A 17,706-nucleotide genomic window follows, 5' to 3' on the forward strand; every position below is an offset into this window, starting at 1 on the left:
TGAGGTGGCGGAGATCCGCGCGCCGCTGGCGCACAGCCGACCGGCGTTGATCGCCACGTCAGGCACGGCCGCGGCTGGTTCCTGGCGGCCAACCGTGCGCGTGGGGGCTCCCGCTGTCGGAGGGCTGTCGCTGCCCGCGGCCCACCCGACCGCCGCGCACCTGTACGCCCCCCGAGGTGTGTGGTTCGACGACGACGTGCTGGTCGTTGCCGACAGCGGCAACCACCGCATCTTGATCTGGCACGGGCTTCCGAGCTCCGACGAGGCCGAAGCCGACGTGATCCTGTGCCAACCCGCTCCGACCGCCGAGGGTCCGGCCGCCGGGGGGCGCGGCCCGAGCAAGGGAGTGCACCTGCCGACCGGGGTCCTCGTCCACGACGGCGCACTGTTCGTCGCCGACGCGTGGCATCACAGGATCCTGGTCTGGTCCACGCTGCCGACCGCGCACGACGCCCCACCCGACGGCGTGATCGGCCAGACCGACCTGCAGAGCGTGCAGCCCAACCGCGGCGAGGACTCGTGCGGTCCGGACTCGATGTACTGGCCCTACGGACTGGGCCTCGTCGGCGGGGTGTTCTGGGTCGCCGACACCGGCAACCGACGTGTGCTCGGCTGGAGTGGCGGCCCCCCCGAGCCCGGGTCCACGCGAGGCCCCGACATCCTGCTGGGACAGGCCGCCTGGACCGCCCGGGACGAGAACCGGGGCGGGGACCCCACCGCCGACTCCTTCCGCTGGCCACATGACATCGCCGGAACCGATCACCTGCTGCTGGTCGCCGACGCGGGCAACCACCGCGTGCTCGGATGGGCGCCCGTGCCCGACGGCGATGGACCCGCCGACCTGGTGCTGGGCCAGGACGCGATGACCACAGCGACGGAGTGGCCGTACGGTCCGCAGCGCGCGATCGGCCACCGCTTCCCCTACGCGATCAGCGTGGACGGGGACCGCCTGGTCGTCGCCGACACCGCCAACAACCGGCTACTGGTGTGGGACTCCGTCCCACGACACACCCAACAAGCGCCGGACCACGTCCTGGCACAGCCCGACTTCGCCGCCAACGGTGAGAACCGCTGGGACCAGGTGCGCGACGACACGCTGTGCTGGCCCTACGGCGTGCACCTGCGCGGGGACCGGCTGGCCGTGGCGGACTCCGGCAATAACCGTGTCATGGTGTGGGAGTCGCTCCCGTGAAGGGCCAGGCGGTCGCTGCCCATGTCCGCCTTCGGGTTCGGGGCACGGTGCAGGGTGTGGGGTTCAGGCCGCACGTGCACCGCCTGGCGACCTCGCTGGGCCTTGCCGGCAGCGTCCGCAACGACAGCGAAGGCGTGCTGATCGAGCTGTCCGGCCCCAGCGGGGCGATCACCGACTTCCGACGCCGGCTGGTCACCGACGCCCCCGCCCTCGCGGTGATCGCCGACGTCTGCGAGGAGACGACGCCGCCGGGCGACCGGCCATCGCCGGAGGGCTTCACGATCGGCCTCAGCGACGCCGGTGACGGGCAGCGCCGGACCGCGGGCGCACCGCCGGACACCACGACCTGTCGGGCCTGCCTCGACGAGCTGCACGATCCCCGGGATCGTCGCTACCGCCACCCCTTCATCACCTGTACCGACTGCGGCCCCCGCTTCACCATCATCCGGTCCCTGCCGTACGACCGTCCCGCCACCACGATGGCCGACTTCGACCTGTGCGGGCCGTGCACCGAGGAGTACCACGACCCGTCCGACCGGCGCTTCCACGCCCAGCCCATCGCCTGCCACGAGTGCGGGCCCGGGCTGTGGTTCGATGGCCAGGGCGGTCGTGGCCGCGCGCTTACCGACGCCGCGTTGGCGGCGGCGCAGTCGGCTCTGCGGCAGGGACGGATCGTGGCGGTCAAGGGCATCGGTGGCTACCACCTGGCCTGTCGTGCCGACGACACCGCCGTTGTGGCGCGCCTGCGTCAGCGCAAGCAACGGCCGGGGAAGCCCTTCGCGCTGCTGGTGCGCGACCTGGACGATGCCCGGTCGATCGCGCACGTCGATGACGTCGAGGCAGAGGCCCTGTCAGGGCCGGCTGCCCCGATCGTCCTGCTCCGTCGGCGGGACAATGCGGCCGCCGCAGCCCGCATCGCGGCCGGGCAGGTCGCCCCGGGCAACCCGCTGATCGGCGTGATGCTGGCGTCGAACCCGCTGCACCGGCTGCTGCTGGAACCCGTCCCCGGCATCGCGTCGGCACCGCCGGCCGTGCTGGTGATGACCAGCGGGAACCTGAGCGAGGAACCGATCTGCACCGACGACAGCGACGCCCGGCGCCGGCTGGGGGACATCGCCGACGCCTTCCTCGCCCACGACCGCCCGATCGCCGTACCGTGCGACGACTCGGTGGTGCGGGTGCTCGACGGGCAGCCCGTCGTCCTGCGACGCTCACGCGGCTTCGTGCCCACCGCGGTCAGGTTGCCTGCTCCGGGCGCTGCCGCGCTGGGCCTCGGGGGCCAGCTGAAGTCGACGGTCTGCCTGACCGACGGCACCCAGGCCTGGTTGTCCCAGCACATCGGCGACATGGGGAGCCTGCCGGCGCTGGAGGCCTTCCAGCGCAGCGTCGAGCGGACTCGGACGATGTACCGGGTCCGACCGCGGGTGCTCGCCTGCGATGCCCATCCCGACCACACCGCCCATGCCTGGGCGCGGCGCCACGCCGACGGCGTGCCGGTCATGCCGATCCAGCACCATCACGCCCACGTCACCGCCCTCATGGTCGAGTCCGGCCTCACGGGGCCCGTGATCGGGGTGGCCTTCGATGGCACCGGATTCGGGCGGGCGCCCGATGGGTCTGCACAGATCTGGGGCGGCGAGATCCTGATCGCGACCCTGCAGGACGCGCGGCGCGCTGCCCACCTGTCGCTGGTGGCGCTACCCGGAGGGGACGCCGCGATCCGCCATCCACGACGGGTCGCGCTGTCGCACCTTCGCGCTGCCGGCCTCGACTGGGCTGCGGACCTTGCCCCCGTCGTCGCCACCGATGTCGACGAACGCGCCGTCATCGCAGCCCAGATCGACCAGGGCGTGAACACCGTGCCGACCAGCAGCATGGGACGGCTCTTCGACGCCGTCTCCTCCCTGCTGGGGATCCGTCACGACATCACCTACGAGGCGCAGGCGGCCATCGAGCTGGAGATCGTCGCCGATGACCACCGTCGCCGGGGTGGCCGGACTGCCGAGCTGATCCTGCCGCTGATGTGGGACGCAAGGGTCGGGCAGGCAGACGCGAGCGAGCCGGGCGTGCTGCATGCACCGACCCTGGTCCACACGATCGTGGCGGCGCTGCGAGCCGGCGAGCCCGTGGGCGCCATCGCCCTGGGCTTCCACGTGGCGGTGGCGCACGCGGTGTCCACGGTTGCCGAGGATCTGGCCCGCCGGACCGGGGTGCGGGACGTATGCCTCACCGGTGGGGTCTTCGCCAACGCCCTGCTGCTGTCGCTGACGACCGACCGCCTGCGGGACGTAGGCCTGACGCCCCACCGCCATCGTGTTGTCCCGCCCAACGACGGCGGGTTGGCGCTGGGGCAGGCCGCCATCGCCTCGGCCTCCGCTAAGAACATCGGACAACCGCTACAAGAGAGGGGCGCACCATGTGCCTAGGAGTGCCAGGGAAGGTCGTCGAGATCAGGGAGGAGCGGGGAACCCGGATGGCCACCGTCGATTTCGGCGGGGTGACCAAGGACTGCTGCCTCGCCTACGTCCCCGAGGCGCAGATCGGTGAGTACACCGTGATCCACGCCGGCTTCGCCATCACCATGCTGGACGAGGATTCCGCGCTGCAGACGCTGAAGCTGTTCGATGAGATCGGGCTGCTGGAGGAGGAGCTGGGTGTGCCCGACCAGATCGCCATCGTCGACAAGCGCACCCGCCGCGAGATCGGTCTGCAGGCAGGAGGAGGAACCTCATGAAGTACCTGGACGAGTTCAGCGACCCCGACCTGGCGCACAAGCTGTTCGCCGACATCGCCGCCACGGTCACACGCCGGTGGGCGATCATGGAGGTGTGCGGTGGGCAGACGCACTCGATCGTCCGCAACGGGATCGACCAGCTGCTGCCCGACGCGGTGGAGCTGATCCACGGGCCCGGTTGCCCGGTCTGCGTCACGCCGCTGGAGACGATCGACAAGGCGCTGGCGATCGCCGAACGGCCTGACGTGATCTTCTGCTCCTTCGGCGACATGCTGCGCGTCCCGGGTAGCCACACCGACCTGTTCGGGGTCCGTTCGCGCGGCGGCGACGTGCGCGTCGTCTACTCGCCGATGGATGCCGTGGTGGTCGCCGAGGAGAACCCTGACAAGCAGGTGGTCTTCTTCGCGATCGGCTTCGAGACCACCGCACCCGGTAACGCCATGGTCGCCCATCAGGCCCGGTCGCGGAACCTCACGAACCTGTCGTTGCTGGTCAGCCATGTGCTGGTGCCCCCTGCGATCGAGGCGATCGCTTCCTCGCCCACCAGCCGTGTCGACGGGTTCCTGGCCGCGGGGCACGTGTGCTCGGTGATGGGCACCCATCAGTACGGCCCGATCGTCGACCGCTACAAGCTGCCCATCGTGGTCACGGGGTTCGAGCCGCTGGACGTCCTGGACGGGATCCGTCGGACGCTCATCCAGCTGGAGGAGGGGCGCGCGGAGCTCGAGAACGGCTATCCGCGGGCCGTCCGGGCCGAGGGCAACCTGCCGGCGCAGCAGATGCTGGCCGACGTGTTCGAGGTGACCGATCGGAGGTGGCGTGGCATCGGCATGATCCCACAGTCGGGGTGGAAGCTGTCCCCCGCGTATGCGGACGTCGACGCCGAGATCCGCTTCGACGTAGGACACATCGACGTCGAGGAGTCCTCGCTGTGCCGTGCTGGTGAGGTGCTGCAGGGTCTGCTGAAGCCGAACGAGTGCGAGGCCTTCGGCAAGGAGTGCACACCGCGCAACCCCTTGGGTGCGACGATGGTCTCCTCGGAGGGCGCGTGCGCCGCCTACTACCAGTACCGCAGGCTTGAGCATTCCCGCTCCTTGCCCGTCGTGGCTGGCTGAGGATCCTCTATGAGCGACCACCTGGATCTGGAGAACTGGTCCTGTCCCTTGCCTCTACGCGACCACGAGCGGATTGTGAGCGGCCACGGCGGTGGCGGCAAGCTATCCGCCGAGCTGGTCGAGCATCTGTTCCTACCGGCGTTCGGTGAGGCGGCCGCCACCGCCACCCCGACCGATGCGGCAACGGTGATGGTGGGTGGCGCTCGACTCGCCTTCTCCACCGACAGCTACGTGGTGCAGCCGCTGTTCTTCCCCGGCGGCAACATCGGCGAGCTCGCCATCAACGGCACCGTAAACGACATCGCGATGTCGGGGGCGGTCCCGCTGGCCCTGTCGACCGCCTTCATCCTCGAGGAGGGTTTGGAGCTGGCCGTGCTCGATGCGATCGCACGATCCATGGGCAAGGCCGCCGGGGCCGCCCAGGTTCCGTTGGTCACGGGCGACACCAAGGTCGTCGATACCGGGGACGGCAACGGGATGACGGTCACGACGGCGGGGTTCGGACTGGTCCCCGACGGTGTTGAACTTGCGCCGGGCCATATCCGTCCGGGCGACCGGATCATCGTGTCCGGACCGATCGGCGCGCACGGTGTCGCTGTGATGAGCGTTCGCGAGGGACTGTCGTTCGGCACCGAGGTCCGCTCGGACACGCGGCCGCTGACGCGCATGGTGCAGTCGATGCTGTCTGCGGCCCCCGCCGGGGCGGTGCACTGCCTCCGTGACGCCACGCGTGGCGGGATGGCGGCCTCCCTGTGCGAGCTCGCGCTGACCGCCGACGTGGGTGTGGCCTATCAGGAGCGAGCCGTGCCGGTCCCCCCCGAGGTTGCGAGCGCCTGTGCGTTTCTCGGGCTCGATCCGATCCATGTGGCCAACGAGGGGACCTTGGTGGCTTTCGTCGCAGCCGATGCGGCGGATGCCGTCCTGGCTGCCATGCACGGAACCTCCGAGGGCGCCGGCGCGGCGATCATCGGGGATGTGGTGGATGACCACCACGGGATCGTCGTGGCCCGAACTGCAATCGGTGCCAACCGAGTGGTCGACCTGCCACTGGGTGAGCAGCTTCCTCGGATCTGTTGACTGATGGCGTTGGAGGCTCAGGGCCCGAGCGCCTTGTGGACCGCGCGGATCCGCCGGCCCTGCGCCTCGGTCACGTCGGCCGCCAGACGGCGTTGCCCAAGCCGACTATGGTCTTGGTCAGCAGCATCGCGTCGTCGGTGCCTGTCGGCCTCCGGGATCTACAAGGACCTCGCCCGCTACGGCCTCGTCACGCGCCACAAGCGTCTCATCGCACTCGCGACTGGATCGATCCACCACTTGATCGGCAAGATGGCCCCCATCGAGTTCGATCAGCAGTACCTCGACAGGCCCGTACCGTAGTCACCCACGTCCGCATTGTCGACACCTGGACACTCGACGCGGCCCTGACCACAACCGATGACTACGACGACCGCGGCAACCTCGTGCTGCAGATCGACCCCGCCGGTGCGACCACCAGCCACTGAGCCGCCCTGGGATCGGTGGAGGCTCCTAACCTTGGATTCCAAGGAGGAGCACGATAAGCACGACAGGTCCATCGGGGTCGCCGAACTCGCGTCGGTACACCCCTGAGGAGAAGGCCCAGGCCGTCCGGCTGGTGCGCGCGCTGCGGACCGAGCTGGGCACGACGCAGGGCACCGTGACCCGGGTCGCCGACCAGCTCGGCTACGGCCGCGAGACGGTCCGCAAGTGGGTCCGCGACGACGAGATCACCAACGGCGCCACTCCGACCGTCGCTGAACAGAGCACGGCGGAGCAGCGCCGGATCGCGCAGCTGGAGCAGGAGAATCGCGAGCGCAAGCGGGCCAACGCGATCCTGAAGTCCGCATCCCTGAACTCAAGGGTCAGCGCAACGGTTGCGAGGGTAGCGGAGGGCGTGGCGAACTCGAGGCGCTTGCGGGGCCGGCGATTCAACTTGGCCGCGATCGCGTCGAAGTCGGCCTGGGTCAGGCCGGCCATCGACTCACCCTTCGGCAGGTACTGGCGCAGCAGACCGTTCGTGTTCTCGTTCGTGCCACGCTGCCAGGGTGACCGGGAATCGCAGAAGAAGACCGGGACGCTGGTCTCCTCGGTGAGCCGCTGGTGATCGGCGAGTTCCATCCCGCGGTCCCAGGTCAGCGACTTGAACAGTCCGTCCGGCGCGTTGCCGATCCGGTTGATGATCGCGTCGACGACGACGCTGGTGTGCCGACTCGCCAGCTCCAGGCAGATCGTGTAGCCGCTGGTGCGCTCGACCAGCGTCGCGATCTGCGTCCAGTGGCGGCCGAGAAGCATGTCACCTTCCCAGTGGCCTACTTCCTCGCGGGTCTCCACGTGCGCCGGCCGGTCGTGGATCGACACGGCGTTCTTGATCTGGGAGCGCCACTGCCCGGTCGTGGTGTTGTGCACGTTGCGGCGGGTGGGCCGCCGTGTGCGCAGCCGCTTCGTCAGCTGGTGGTCCAGCACGCCGCGGGAGCGGACGAACAGCGACTTGTAGATGGCTTCGTGGGAGATCACCACGCCGTCGCCGAGCGGCTAGTCTCGTCGAAGCGTTCCGGCGATTTGCTCCGGCGACCAGTCCTCGGCGAGCCGATCAGCGACGTAGCCGCGTAGGCGCGGGTCACGTTTCAGCAGACAGGGCTTGGGGCGTCGGGCCCGCCGCCATGACCGGTCATCGGCGTCGACAGCACGGTAGTGCCGACGCCCGTTGTTTCTGGAGATCTCGCGACTGATCGTTGATGGGGGCCGCCCCAGATCGCGGGCAATCTGACGGATCGACTGCCCGGCGGCCAGACCTCTGGAGATCTCCTCCCGATCCTCAAGCGTCAGCGTGCCGGGACGACGGCGACGTGGCGGCGGAACGTAGCCGCCGGTCTGACGGATGATCGTGTAGATCGACCCCGGCGGGTGTCCGACGGCCTCTGCGATCTCGCTGAAGGAGCTGCCCGACCCCCACATCTTCCACACCGTCGCATGCTTCTCATCGGACATGCCGGGCCTCCCCAGCTTCGCCATCGCACACCACCTCCAGGGGTCATCTTCACGGGGGTGTTGCGCAGACCGGTTGAACCCAGGTCGGCTTTCCTCGCGGCGGAGCTCGACCGCCCACACAGGTGATGGTCGACTACATCGACGCCCACAAGGACGAGTACGGGATCGAGCCGATCAGCCGGGTGCTGCCGATCGCCCCGTCGACCTACTACGCCGCCAAGCAGCGGGAGGAACGGCCCTCAACACGGGCCGTGCGCGACGCGATCATGATGCCGGTCCTGCTCGCGCTGTGGACCGCCAACCGCAAGGTCTACGGGGCCGACAAGCTGTGGCGTGCCGCACGACGGGCCGGCCACGACATCGGCCGCGACCAGGTCGCCCGGCTCATGCGCCAGCTCGACATCCACGGCGTCTCCCGCCAGCGGAAACGCGTGTTCACGACCCGACCTGATCCGGACGCGGCCAGGCCGCCGGACCTGGTCAACCGCGACTTCACCGCGGCGGCGCCGAACCTGCTGTGGGTCACGGACCTGACCTACGTCCCGACCCGGTCGGGGATGGCGTACGTGTGCTTCATCGTGGATGCGTTCTCCCGACGGATCGTCGGGTGGCGGGTCGCCTCGCACATGCGCCCGACATGGTCCTCGATGCGCTGGAGATGGCCCGACGCTCCCGCGGGACCGGCCGGTTCGTCGGCCTCGTGACACACGCCGATGCAGGGTCGCAAGGCGAACTCAACCGGTCGTCGCAACAACCTCGACGTATGGAGGTTGTGATGGTTCGACGGCAGCAGGCAGCAGATCGGGCGTTGCGTCCGGCGATGCGGTCACCGGGACGGCCGATCCCGGCACGTCATGTGGAACGCGAGTTCTGGCGGCTGATCGCCCAGGGGCTGAGCACCGAGGACGCCGCGGTCGAGGTCGGCGTGTCGGTTCCCGTCGGTTCACGATGGTTCCGCCACGCTGGCGGCATGACACCGCTGCCGCTTGCCGAGCCGTCCGGCCGGTACCTGTCGTTCGCCGAGCGCGAAGAGCTGGCGCTGCTCCGCGCCCAGAACCTGGGTGTCCGGGCGATCGCCCGCGAGATGAAACGCGATCCGAGCACGATCTCGCGCGAACTGCGCCGCAACGCCGCCACCCGCGGTGGCAAGCTGGACTACCGGGCCAGCGTGGCGCAGTGGAAGGCCCAGATGGCAGCCAAGCGCCCGAAGCCGGCGAAGCTGACCACGAACCCGCGGCTGGCCGACTACGTGCGCGAACGACTCAGCGGCGAGCTGACCCGGCCCGACGGCACGGCTGCGGCCGGCCCCCCGACGACGTGGAAGGGGCTGAACAAGCCGCACCGGTCGGATCGTCGCTGGGCCACCGCGTGGAGCCCGGAGCAGATCTCCCGGCGGCTGGTCATCGACTTCCCCGATGATGAGGACATGCGCATCAGCCACGAGGCGATCTACCAGGCGCTCTACATCGAAGGGCGGGGTGCGCTGAAGCGCGCACTGGTCGCCTGCCTGCGGACAGGGCGTGCGCTGCGCAAGCCGCGTGAACGGGCACGCAACCGCCCGCAAGGCCATGTGACCGCCGACGTGGTGCTGAGCGAACGGCCAGCCGAAGCCGAAGACCGGGCCGTGCCGGGACACTGGGAAGGAGACCTCATCATCGGCCTGCACCGCTCCGCCATCGGCACCGTCGTGGAACGCAGCAGCCGCTACACCCTTCTCGTGCACCTGCCACGACTTGAGGGGTACGGCATCCAGGCGCCGGTGAAGAACGGGCCGGCGCTTGGCGGCTACGGCGCGGTCGCGATGAAGGACGCCCTCGAAGCGACCCTCGCAACGATGCCGCAGGGGTTGGTGCGCTCGCTGACCTGGGACCGCGGCAAGGAGCTGTCCGCCCACGCGCAGTTTACCATCGACACCGGCGTCGCGGTGTTCTTCGCCGACCCGCACTCACCGTGGCAGCGCGCGACCAACGAGAACACCAACGGGCTGCTCCGCCAGTACTTCCCCAAGGGCACCGACCTCTCCCGCTGGAGCCTTCAGGACGTCCTCGCCGTCCAAGACGCGCTCAACAGCAGACCCCGGAAGGTCCTCGGCTGGAAGACCCCCGCCGAAGTCCTCGACGAGCAACTACGCTCTCTGGAACAAGCAGGTGTTGCATCGACTGGTTGAACCTGGGCCGACGCTGGTCCTGATCGAGGACGTAGACGCCCATGCCCCACGTCGCGGCCGGTCCGTCGATGGCCGGCTGGGGGAGTTCCTCAACGCGCTGGACGGGCTAGGGCGAACGGACGCCCCGGTGGTCACGCTCATGACCACCAACGACCTCCGCGTCCTCGATGAAGCCGCTCGGCGAGCCGGGCGCATCGACGTGGTCATCGAGGTGCCACGCCCCAACGTCTCGGGACGCGAATCGATCCTCCGTCATCTTTTGGCCAACGTCGATCACACCGTCGATGTCCGCCAGGCCGCGAGAGCCACCGACGGCTGCACCGCCGCAGACATCCGAGAGTTCGTACGCCGAGCAGCGTTCACCGGCCGAGGCCGCGTCGAACACGACGATGTGATGCGGGAGATCGCCGACTCGCGCGACTGGGCGCCGGCAGGGGCCTACCTGTGAACGCGGTCAGAGCCGAGCTGCTGTCCCTGCCCGGAACCGGGTTCGACGACGACTGTGCCCGGATCGCCGAGGCGGCGTACCAAGGTCTCGACGGGACGACCGCTGTCCGGGCGCGGGATTCATTCCAGCGGATGCGCGACACCAGCGGACTGCATCGCATGGGTGCGTTCGCCCACGGCGAGCTCCGCGGATTCATTGCGGCAACGACCAACAGCGACTCCCCGTTGGCGTGGCAGGTGTGGTGGCTGGCCGTGCAGACGGGTGATCGCAGACGGGGCCTTGGTACCCAGCTCATTCGTGATCTTGAGGCCGATGCCCGGAAGGCAGGTGTCGTGCAGTTGTGGCTGTGGACCTGGCAGACCGCCGAGGCGGCGATGGCCCTCTACGACGCAGTTGGCTGGCAGAAGTGTGAGCGGGTCGTCGTCGAACTGGAGGGGGATGCGCGAGGGCCCCTCCAGTCCCGATGGGTCTACCGACGCGAGATCGAGGCTCTCCGGTGAGTACACAGATCGACCTACCGATCGCCGGCGGAACGGTTCGCGCGGCTGGCGAGCTCGTTCGACGCTACTGCGGGATGACCGGAGAGACATGGGCGTACCCGTTCTACGACGCGGTCCCGACCTCGCCGGTGGTCGGTCCGGTCGACTTGCTCGCCGCGGGGATCATGCATGGTCCCATCCGGCAGGAAGACCTGGAGTGGTTCGTCCAAGTCCGAGATGGCATGCAGCGTCTGGTCGATGCGCTCCCTGACGATACGGGCCTCGATGACGCCGATGACGCGACGGTGGACACCCTAACCTCGGGAGTGTTGGACCTGGGTGATGGGCGCCCACCCTCACTGCTGACGAAGATCATCCATCGACATCGGCCGAGGCTGATCGTCCTGGACGAGCGAGATATCGGTCGTCGCTACGGCTCTGCCATCGATGGACGTGGTCGGCTGCCCTACCCGCGGCTGGTCCACGCCGTCCGGGAGGACATGCGGCAGCCCGCCGTTCGTGAGGGGCTGGAGGCGATCGGTCGTGAGCTCCGGGGACTGCTCCCAGTGCCCTCACGGCTGCGGATCCTCGACATCGCCGTCTGGATGGACGCGCGGCGCTAGGCGTGCGCCGTCCGGCAGCGTCCTGGAGTCCGCGGACTCGTGTCACAGGCGAGGGATACCGTGAACCCTGTCCGCTCGTTCTTGGAGGTGCTCAGTGAAGGTTGCCGTGGTCGGGCTGCGGTGGGATGGCACCGCTCGGATCGTGAGGGCCTTGGTGGAGGCTGGACATGACGTACTGGCGATCCATGAGGGGGCGATGGACGGAAGCTCGTTGCCGGAGGAGCGGCTTTCCGAACTCCAGCCCGTGGCTGGTCGGTTCACGCTCGTGGGTGGGGATGGTGGCATCCACGACGAACTTGAGTCAATCGGCTGGAAAGCCGTCTCCCGTCTCGCTGACGGCTGTGACGTCGTTGTCTTGGGACGCTGGTACGGCTGGCTCGAGCATCATGTTGGCGAGCAAGCGGTGCAGTGGGCTGCCGATACCAGCGTGCACCTCGTGGTCATGGAGTCGGCCAACGTGGTCGTTGACTCCACCGTTCGGGCCTTCGCTGACTGGGCAACGCAACACGACGCGGGCAGCCAAGTTCGGTTCGTCCGCGACGTCGAAGACGACTTGGCGCTAGCCGACCTTGGCTCCCTGAACGCACCAGGCGATGGCATCGGAGAGTTGCTGATCGTCCTAGCCGCGGCCGGCTTCGAATCCACCTCCGCAGCCATCGTGGATGAGCAGCGCGACCGGCTCCGGTGGGAATGGGGTGTCCCCGTGATCGGGCTCGACTGGGCGGAGGAGGGCTGGGTGGGCGGAGAGAAGTGGCACCTCCGGCTCGGGCCCTCGCGGGCAGCCCTTCAGCGTGATCACGAAGACGGGGTGGACTGGCATCCACCCGAGGGCATCCCAGCGATGATCCTGAGGGGGACGGACGAGGGCGGCGACACCGTCGCAGTGCGTCTCGTCGGTGACACCGATGCGTTCTCCAGCGACGCCTCCCGGACCACCCGGGCTGTACTCAGCTTGCCGACCGGCGAGCTCTTCGTCGGGCCCGTCGATGCCGGTGAGGACGAGGTCATCGACGTCATCGATATCTCCCCCGGAGACTGGGTCGTCCAGCTCGATGACGAGCCGTGTGGAGCACAGATCTTCCCTGCCAGTCCGAGCGTGCGGCAGGCATGGCCCGCATGCCCTGCCTGTGGTGAGCAGGTTGGGTTCTTGGTCAGCGGCATGCCGTCCTCAGATCTGCTTCCCGCCGTTGAGCGCGGCGAGGTCAGGCTGGGAGGTTGCATGCCAGCTGTGGGTGGTCCGCCGGACGCGTGTCCTCGGTGCCGGAGCTGGCTCGCGCCGGTGTACCAGGATGACGCCGACCTCGATGAGGACGATGAGGGAGCGCAGGTCGGCTGGCGGACGCTGCCGTGGTCGGTCGGGTCGTTCGAGTTCTCCCTTGGGCGGTAGTTCGCGGCAGGGGGCCCAGCGGGTGAGTGCCACCTCAGTTGTGGTCTCGGGTGACGCTGACGTTGTCGAGGCCGAGCTCTGCCAGCGTCTCCTCCTCGTGGCCTGCGTCTGCCCAAACCGGTCCGGCCGGCAGGCCTTGGATAACGGACAGCCCGCACTCGTCATCGGTCCAGATGGTTGCGATGCCCCATCCCCAGAGCACCGTCCCTGCTTCACGGTGCTTGACCAGCAGACCCCGGGGCGTCAGCACCCAGCTGCCGGAGGACTGGATCGCTCCTCCGTCATGGATTGCGATCGCTCCGGTGCCATGAACCGGGACGAGGTTGCAGCCGTTGTCAGGCATCCGGAGACGCCATCCCTCGGTGACGAGATCCCATGCCTGGGGGTCCTCGCCCACGAGGGGCATCGCGGCTGGAAGGTCCATCGCCGACAGATGGACCCGCGACCTGCTGCTGTCCGGCCACTGGACCGTGAGCCAGCATCCATCGGCGATCAGCTGCAGGCGCCGCCCATCTCGATGATGAAGTTCCCAGTGCTCGACTTGGATGTGCTCGGTCATGAGTCCTCCCTCGGGAGTGGTGCGCGTTTGGCGCGGGTGGGCACGAGTCGGGCGCGGCGATTCAGATGGGACAAGCCGTGTCGGCGGGCGTGGAGGGCCACGGTCGGGGCGCTCACCTTCGCCCGTTGAGCGATCCGTGCGTAGCTCAGGCCGTCCTCGAGCCAGGCCCTGAGATCGATTGGGTTGAGGAGTTCGGCGATCTCGCCGCGACGACGAGCAGCGCCTCCTCCGCCGGTCCTGGCGATGGTGCACTGCCGGAGTTGAGATGCGGAGATCGGAACGCCTTCCTGGGCAAGCAGTCGGGCGGCACCGGCCCAACTCACACCGATGCGGTGCTTCTCCACATCCATCGCCGCCCGGATCGGGGTACGGAGCGTGGCTCGCCACAACCCTGCGAGGACCACGTAGGCATGGGCAAGGGCGATCAGGCGGTCCTTGCCGGCCGGGGCGATCTTGAGTGCCTCGGCCGATCTTCGGACGCTTTCGGAGGCCTCGAGGAGCTGGCGGCTCAATGGGTCAGCTGGCTCTGAGGTTGCGTGGGGATGGTAGGAGGTCATGGGTCTTCCTTCCTGCGGGCGTTATTAACGACACACCTGACGCTAGATGGGGTCGGCGACACGTTCGTCCCCGGGGCGGGTTGCCGGACCTGACCAGGATCTCGGGCGCTGCGTGGGGCGAGTTGTCGATCAGCTACTGTCGCGCCATGACTGATGACAAGGGAATCCCGTCGATAGGTCGGGAGTTCTGGTCTGACATCAAGGTGCTCGAAGTTCTCCGGTCCCTTGCGCTGCAACACGGCCGCGGCGATGGCTTGGACCAGCTGCTTGTTGCCTTCGCTGCCGAGGAGGCTGCCCGCGACTTTGTCTCCACGGTGGTTGCACAGGTACTGAACGAGGGGCACACGTGGGCCGGGATTGCAGACCGAGTTCATCTCTCCAGGCCCGCTGTAGCGCAGCGATACGACGCCCGACAGCGAATTGCCAATCGCGAGCGACAGGCAAAGCGTGTGGCGGAGTCGCGCCCGAAGACTCCGTGACTCCTCGGGGTTGGATGGACTCGCCCGGAGCACGGCAGCGAGGTCAGAAGGCCGGTCCAAGTGCGCAGGACATCCACCGAGCTTTCTGCGACAGGAATGCCGCCACCTTGCCGATGACTAGTACATGTCTTGGTCCGGTACTGAACAGGGTGGGGGTGAACCGACTCCCCGGCGGCGGGAGGGTGAACCCAGCTCCCCCGTTTGTGCTGGAAAAACCGGCAGTTGGTTCACCCCCTCACGCGTGATGGTTCACCCCTTGCTTAAAACCGCAGGTCAGGATATGTTTGCTCGGCCCACCGAGGTAGGTAGTGGTGCCGGTGTAGGTCGGGCCGGCGTGGTTGGGGGCGGTTTCTGGTTCACCCCCTCAGCGGGATGTTCCGAATGGTCTGTCCGGGGGTCGTGCGGGTGGTAAGGGGGCGCCGTCGGCGGGATCCGGCGATCGGCAAGGACCGGTCGGCTGCGGCCGAAGATCGGTCCGTTCCGGTGGGCGCGGGGGTCGACGCTGACCTGGTGGCGCTGCTGATGGGGGAGTCGCCGGGGTTCCAGATGGTGCGAGCGGCCTACGGTCGCCACCGGGTCGACGGGTTGCGGTCTGCCTGGCGGCCCTGGGCGCGGTTCTGCCGCTACCACGACGCCGACCCGATGCTGCCGCAGGACCGTTTGGTCGCGGGGTTCGTGGAGGCGAGGGCGGTGGCGGGGCATGCGTTTGCGACCATCCGGTCGTCGTTGATGTGCGTGGCGCATGTGGTCGACCACCGGTGGGCGGTGACGCCATCGACGGTGGTCGGTCACCGTCACCTGACGGACCTGTGGTCGGCGGGGGAGTTCGACCCGGGGGTGGCCAGGGCGCCCCTGCTGAGTGTCGGTGAGGTCAAGGGAATCACGGCCGCGGCAGGGGAACGGCCGCGGAGCAACCGGTTCGGGGCCGGAGTCGCGGCGCTGCTGGCGGCCAGGGACCGGTTCGTGGTCGCCTTGATCTACTCGGCCGCGCTGCGGCCCGACGAGGTGACGTGGATGGGGTTGGGCGACATCGCGGTCCGCGACGACGGCGTTGACATGGTGCTGCCGCAGACGAAGACGGGATTCTGGCAACGGCATCGCGTCGACGGCGATGTCGGCGACGTGCTCGAAGCGGCCCGGCTTTACCTGTCGTTGCGGGAGGGAGTGTCGCCGGATCCAGACGGTCCGCTGCTGGTGGATTCCCGTGGCGGGCTCGGGAGGCCGGACACTCCGGCGGTTGGCTATGCACTGCGGGCGGCGGCGGCCGCGGCGGGTGTGTCGGCGTTCTCGCCGTATAGCCTACGTCGGTCGCGGACGATGCATGCGTGGCTGCTGGGTGCGGATGCGAGGTGGTTGCGGCTGCTGTTGCGCCACACGTCGGAGGGTGTCTACACGCGATATGTCGAGCCGTTGCACGCGCTCATGGACGACAAGGCGGCACGACGGCGGTTCCTGGACCCGTCGGTTCCCGAGTTGGGGCCTGTTCCGGTCGAGCGCGTGCGCGGGACGGGTGTGGGACGTCGTGCAGTCCGCGGGACGTTCGCCGGCGGGCCTCTGGAGGATCTGCTTGCCGGGATCGACGTCGATGGGTTGCGGGTCCCCGTGTCGCTCGCGGATGTCGATGGGGCGTCTCTTGCAGCCGGACGGTCCACGTACAAGCGGTTCAGCGAATGGGCCGACAGGGTGGGGGAGGACCCTGCGGACCCGCATCCGGACGCGTTGTTGGAGTGGGCGGGGGAGGAGCTGCTGGCGGACAAGACGGTGTCGACGGTGCGGCGGGCGGTGCGGGCGGTCGAGATTGGGTTCGTTCTGGCGACCGGTGAGGGTTTCATGCCGGGCGCGAGTTTGACGGCGGACGCGCTGCGTGGTGCGGCGATCCGCGACGCAGGCCGGACGAAGTCGCCGATGTCGAGGGAGGCGACGACGGCCGACATGGCAGTGCTGCTCGACCGTGCCGTGCCACCGTTGTCGGTCAGCTGGGCCGAGGCGGTGCTGACGACGGTCGCGCGGGCGCGGGTGGTCCGGGTGGTTCGGGTCGGCGAGGTCGACGGCGACGCGGTCGTGGAGGTTCTCGCCGACGGGCGGCCCGGAATGCTGTCGGAGGGCCCGGGGACGGTGGTGTGCCCGGTGGAGGCCGCACGGGTCTTGCTCGACGCCGGCGTGGAGGAGGTGCGGGGCAGCCCCGACTGGTCGGAGGTGTTCCGCCTCGCCGGGCCGACGAGCAGCGCGATGGTGGAGGACCTGGTGCTCAGGCTGCTGTGGGCGACGGGGGGACGCCGGTCGGATCTCGGGCGGTCCAGGATGGCCGGCTACGACCCGGACCAGCCGGGAGGGGTCGCGATCTGGCTGGAGGCCTCCAAGTCCAAGCCGGCTACGACGGTCCGTCCTGTCCTGCTGTGGATCGACGCCGACGACGATCCGTATGACGCGATCGCGGCGCTCGAGGGTTGGGTGCGGTGGTGGCCCTACGACGACGGCCCGCTGCTGCCCGCGGCTCCGGGCGGCACCCGGGCGGCACGGGGGAGCACGAAGCCGCTGGGAAAGGACGGGGTGGGTCGTGTCGTGGCCGATCGCGTGACGGACGCGGTCGGTCGGGGCCTGATCGAGCCGGGCCTGTCGTCACACGGGTTCCGGTACGCGCTCGCGGGACGCCTCCATGAGGACCGGGTGTGTCCGGAGGTCATCCAGGTCCGTCTCGGCCACACCGACGTGTCTACGACGATCGGGTACTGCCAGCGGTGGAACCCGTTCCTCGGCACCGACCTGGACCCGCTGATGGACCAGGTCGCCGTCGACCTCGACGAGAACGTGTCGTGAGCGCTGGCGGCTGCCAGCTCGTCGTCGGTGACGGCGGCGCCGTGTGCGGTCGTGGCGCGACCCGGACCGTCGACGGGATCGGCTACTGCCACCACCACCCACCGACCAGGTGGCCTGCGGATCCCGACCGCTGCCGCCACCGC

Annotated in this window: 14 protein-coding genes, 3 pseudogenes and 1 other annotated feature; of the genes and pseudogenes, 14 read left to right on the forward strand and 3 right to left on the reverse strand. The window is 69.0% G+C overall.

Annotated elements, in window-relative coordinates; genetic code table 11:
* Window positions 1–4 precede the first annotated feature (4 nt).
* The 6 genes and pseudogenes from CUC05_RS05220 to CUC05_RS05245 all read left to right on the forward strand — a co-directional run.
* The gene (locus CUC05_RS05220) at window positions 5–1,192 is read left to right on the forward strand and encodes an NHL repeat-containing protein (RefSeq protein WP_420810894.1); all 1,188 of its coding nucleotides are present in this window, start codon (window positions 5–7) and stop codon (window positions 1,190–1,192) included.
* Window positions 1,189–3,618: a carbamoyltransferase HypF gene (gene hypF, locus CUC05_RS05225; RefSeq protein WP_108665035.1), complete on the forward strand. Its 2,430-nt coding sequence runs from the start codon at window positions 1,189–1,191 to the stop codon at window positions 3,616–3,618. Before CUC05_RS05220 ends, hypF begins: the two co-directional genes overlap by 4 nt.
* A 47-nt stretch (window positions 3,619–3,665) precedes the next feature.
* The gene (locus CUC05_RS05230) at window positions 3,666–3,926 is read left to right on the forward strand and encodes a HypC/HybG/HupF family hydrogenase formation chaperone (RefSeq protein ID WP_240606202.1); all 261 of its coding nucleotides are present in this window, start codon (window positions 3,666–3,668) and stop codon (window positions 3,924–3,926) included.
* Window positions 3,923–5,041, forward strand: coding sequence for a hydrogenase formation protein HypD (hypD, locus tag CUC05_RS05235; protein ID WP_108665037.1), 1,119 nt, complete (start codon window positions 3,923–3,925; stop codon window positions 5,039–5,041). Before CUC05_RS05230 ends, hypD begins: the two co-directional genes overlap by 4 nt.
* Window positions 5,042–5,050: 9 nt before the next feature.
* Window positions 5,051–6,118 carry a hydrogenase expression/formation protein HypE gene (gene hypE / locus CUC05_RS05240; protein ID WP_108665038.1) on the forward strand — a complete coding sequence of 356 codons (1,068 nt, stop codon included), beginning with the start codon at window positions 5,051–5,053 and terminating at the stop codon, window positions 6,116–6,118.
* A gap of 478 nt (window positions 6,119–6,596) precedes the next feature.
* Window positions 6,597–6,908: pseudogene (locus CUC05_RS05245) on the forward strand (transposase); the annotation flags it as partial.
* 11 nt (window positions 6,909–6,919) lie between these two features.
* On the opposite strand, the pseudogene CUC05_RS05250 reads toward CUC05_RS05245, so the two are convergent.
* A pseudogene (locus CUC05_RS05250) lies at window positions 6,920–8,071 on the reverse strand (IS30 family transposase); the annotation flags it as partial.
* Between the two features lie 62 nt (window positions 8,072–8,133).
* Window positions 8,134–8,247 (forward strand) — a sequence feature (AL1L pseudoknot).
* On the opposite strand from CUC05_RS05250, the pseudogene CUC05_RS05255 reads away from it, so the two are divergent.
* The 6 genes and pseudogenes from CUC05_RS05255 to CUC05_RS05280 all read left to right on the forward strand — a co-directional run.
* Window positions 8,137–8,774: pseudogene (locus tag CUC05_RS05255) on the forward strand (IS3 family transposase); the annotation flags it as partial. It overlaps the preceding feature by 111 nt.
* Before the next feature lie 48 nt (window positions 8,775–8,822).
* Window positions 8,823–10,214: an IS30 family transposase gene (locus CUC05_RS05260; RefSeq protein WP_170127939.1), complete on the forward strand. Its 1,392-nt coding sequence runs from the start codon at window positions 8,823–8,825 to the stop codon at window positions 10,212–10,214.
* Complete coding sequence (locus tag CUC05_RS05265; protein ID WP_108665040.1) at window positions 10,195–10,662, forward strand: AAA family ATPase; 468 nt, start codon at window positions 10,195–10,197, stop codon at window positions 10,660–10,662. Before CUC05_RS05260 ends, CUC05_RS05265 begins: the two co-directional genes overlap by 20 nt.
* Complete coding sequence (locus CUC05_RS05270) at window positions 10,659–11,162, forward strand: GNAT family N-acetyltransferase (protein ID WP_108665041.1); 504 nt, start codon at window positions 10,659–10,661, stop codon at window positions 11,160–11,162. Before CUC05_RS05265 ends, CUC05_RS05270 begins: the two co-directional genes overlap by 4 nt.
* Entirely contained in the window at window positions 11,126–11,764 is a 639-nt protein-coding gene (locus CUC05_RS24475; protein ID WP_276308883.1) for a DUF6308 family protein, read from the forward strand. Before CUC05_RS05270 ends, CUC05_RS24475 begins: the two co-directional genes overlap by 37 nt.
* A gap of 94 nt (window positions 11,765–11,858) precedes the next feature.
* Window positions 11,859–13,151: a hypothetical protein gene (locus tag CUC05_RS05280; RefSeq protein WP_157965225.1), complete on the forward strand. Its 1,293-nt coding sequence runs from the start codon at window positions 11,859–11,861 to the stop codon at window positions 13,149–13,151.
* Window positions 13,152–13,185: 34 nt separating this feature from the next.
* Here CUC05_RS05280 and CUC05_RS05285 read toward each other — a convergent pair whose 3' ends face one another.
* Together CUC05_RS05285 and CUC05_RS24480 are read right to left on the reverse strand one after the other, a co-directional pair.
* A complete protein-coding gene (locus CUC05_RS05285; protein ID WP_108665044.1) occupies window positions 13,186–13,710 on the reverse strand; it encodes a hypothetical protein in 525 nt (174 codons plus the stop codon).
* Window positions 13,707–14,267: a hypothetical protein gene (locus tag CUC05_RS24480; protein ID WP_157965226.1), complete on the reverse strand. Its 561-nt coding sequence runs from the start codon at window positions 14,265–14,267 to the stop codon at window positions 13,707–13,709. Before CUC05_RS24480 ends, CUC05_RS05285 begins: the two co-directional genes overlap by 4 nt.
* 146 nt (window positions 14,268–14,413) lie before the next feature.
* Between CUC05_RS24480 and CUC05_RS05290 the strand changes: the two genes are divergently transcribed.
* Both CUC05_RS05290 and CUC05_RS05295 read left to right on the forward strand, forming a co-directional pair.
* On the forward strand, window positions 14,414–14,746 hold the full coding sequence (locus CUC05_RS05290) for a hypothetical protein (protein WP_157965227.1): 333 nt from the start codon (window positions 14,414–14,416) through the stop codon (window positions 14,744–14,746).
* A gap of 510 nt (window positions 14,747–15,256) precedes the next feature.
* Window positions 15,257–17,563: a site-specific integrase gene (locus CUC05_RS05295; protein WP_157965228.1), complete on the forward strand. Its 2,307-nt coding sequence runs from the start codon at window positions 15,257–15,259 to the stop codon at window positions 17,561–17,563.
* Window positions 17,564–17,706 lie beyond the last annotated feature (143 nt).

Origin of the sequence: Euzebya rosea, from assembly GCF_003073135.1 — a bacterium.
In the GTDB taxonomy this organism is placed as follows: Bacteria; Actinomycetota; Nitriliruptoria; order Euzebyales; family Euzebyaceae; genus Euzebya; species Euzebya rosea.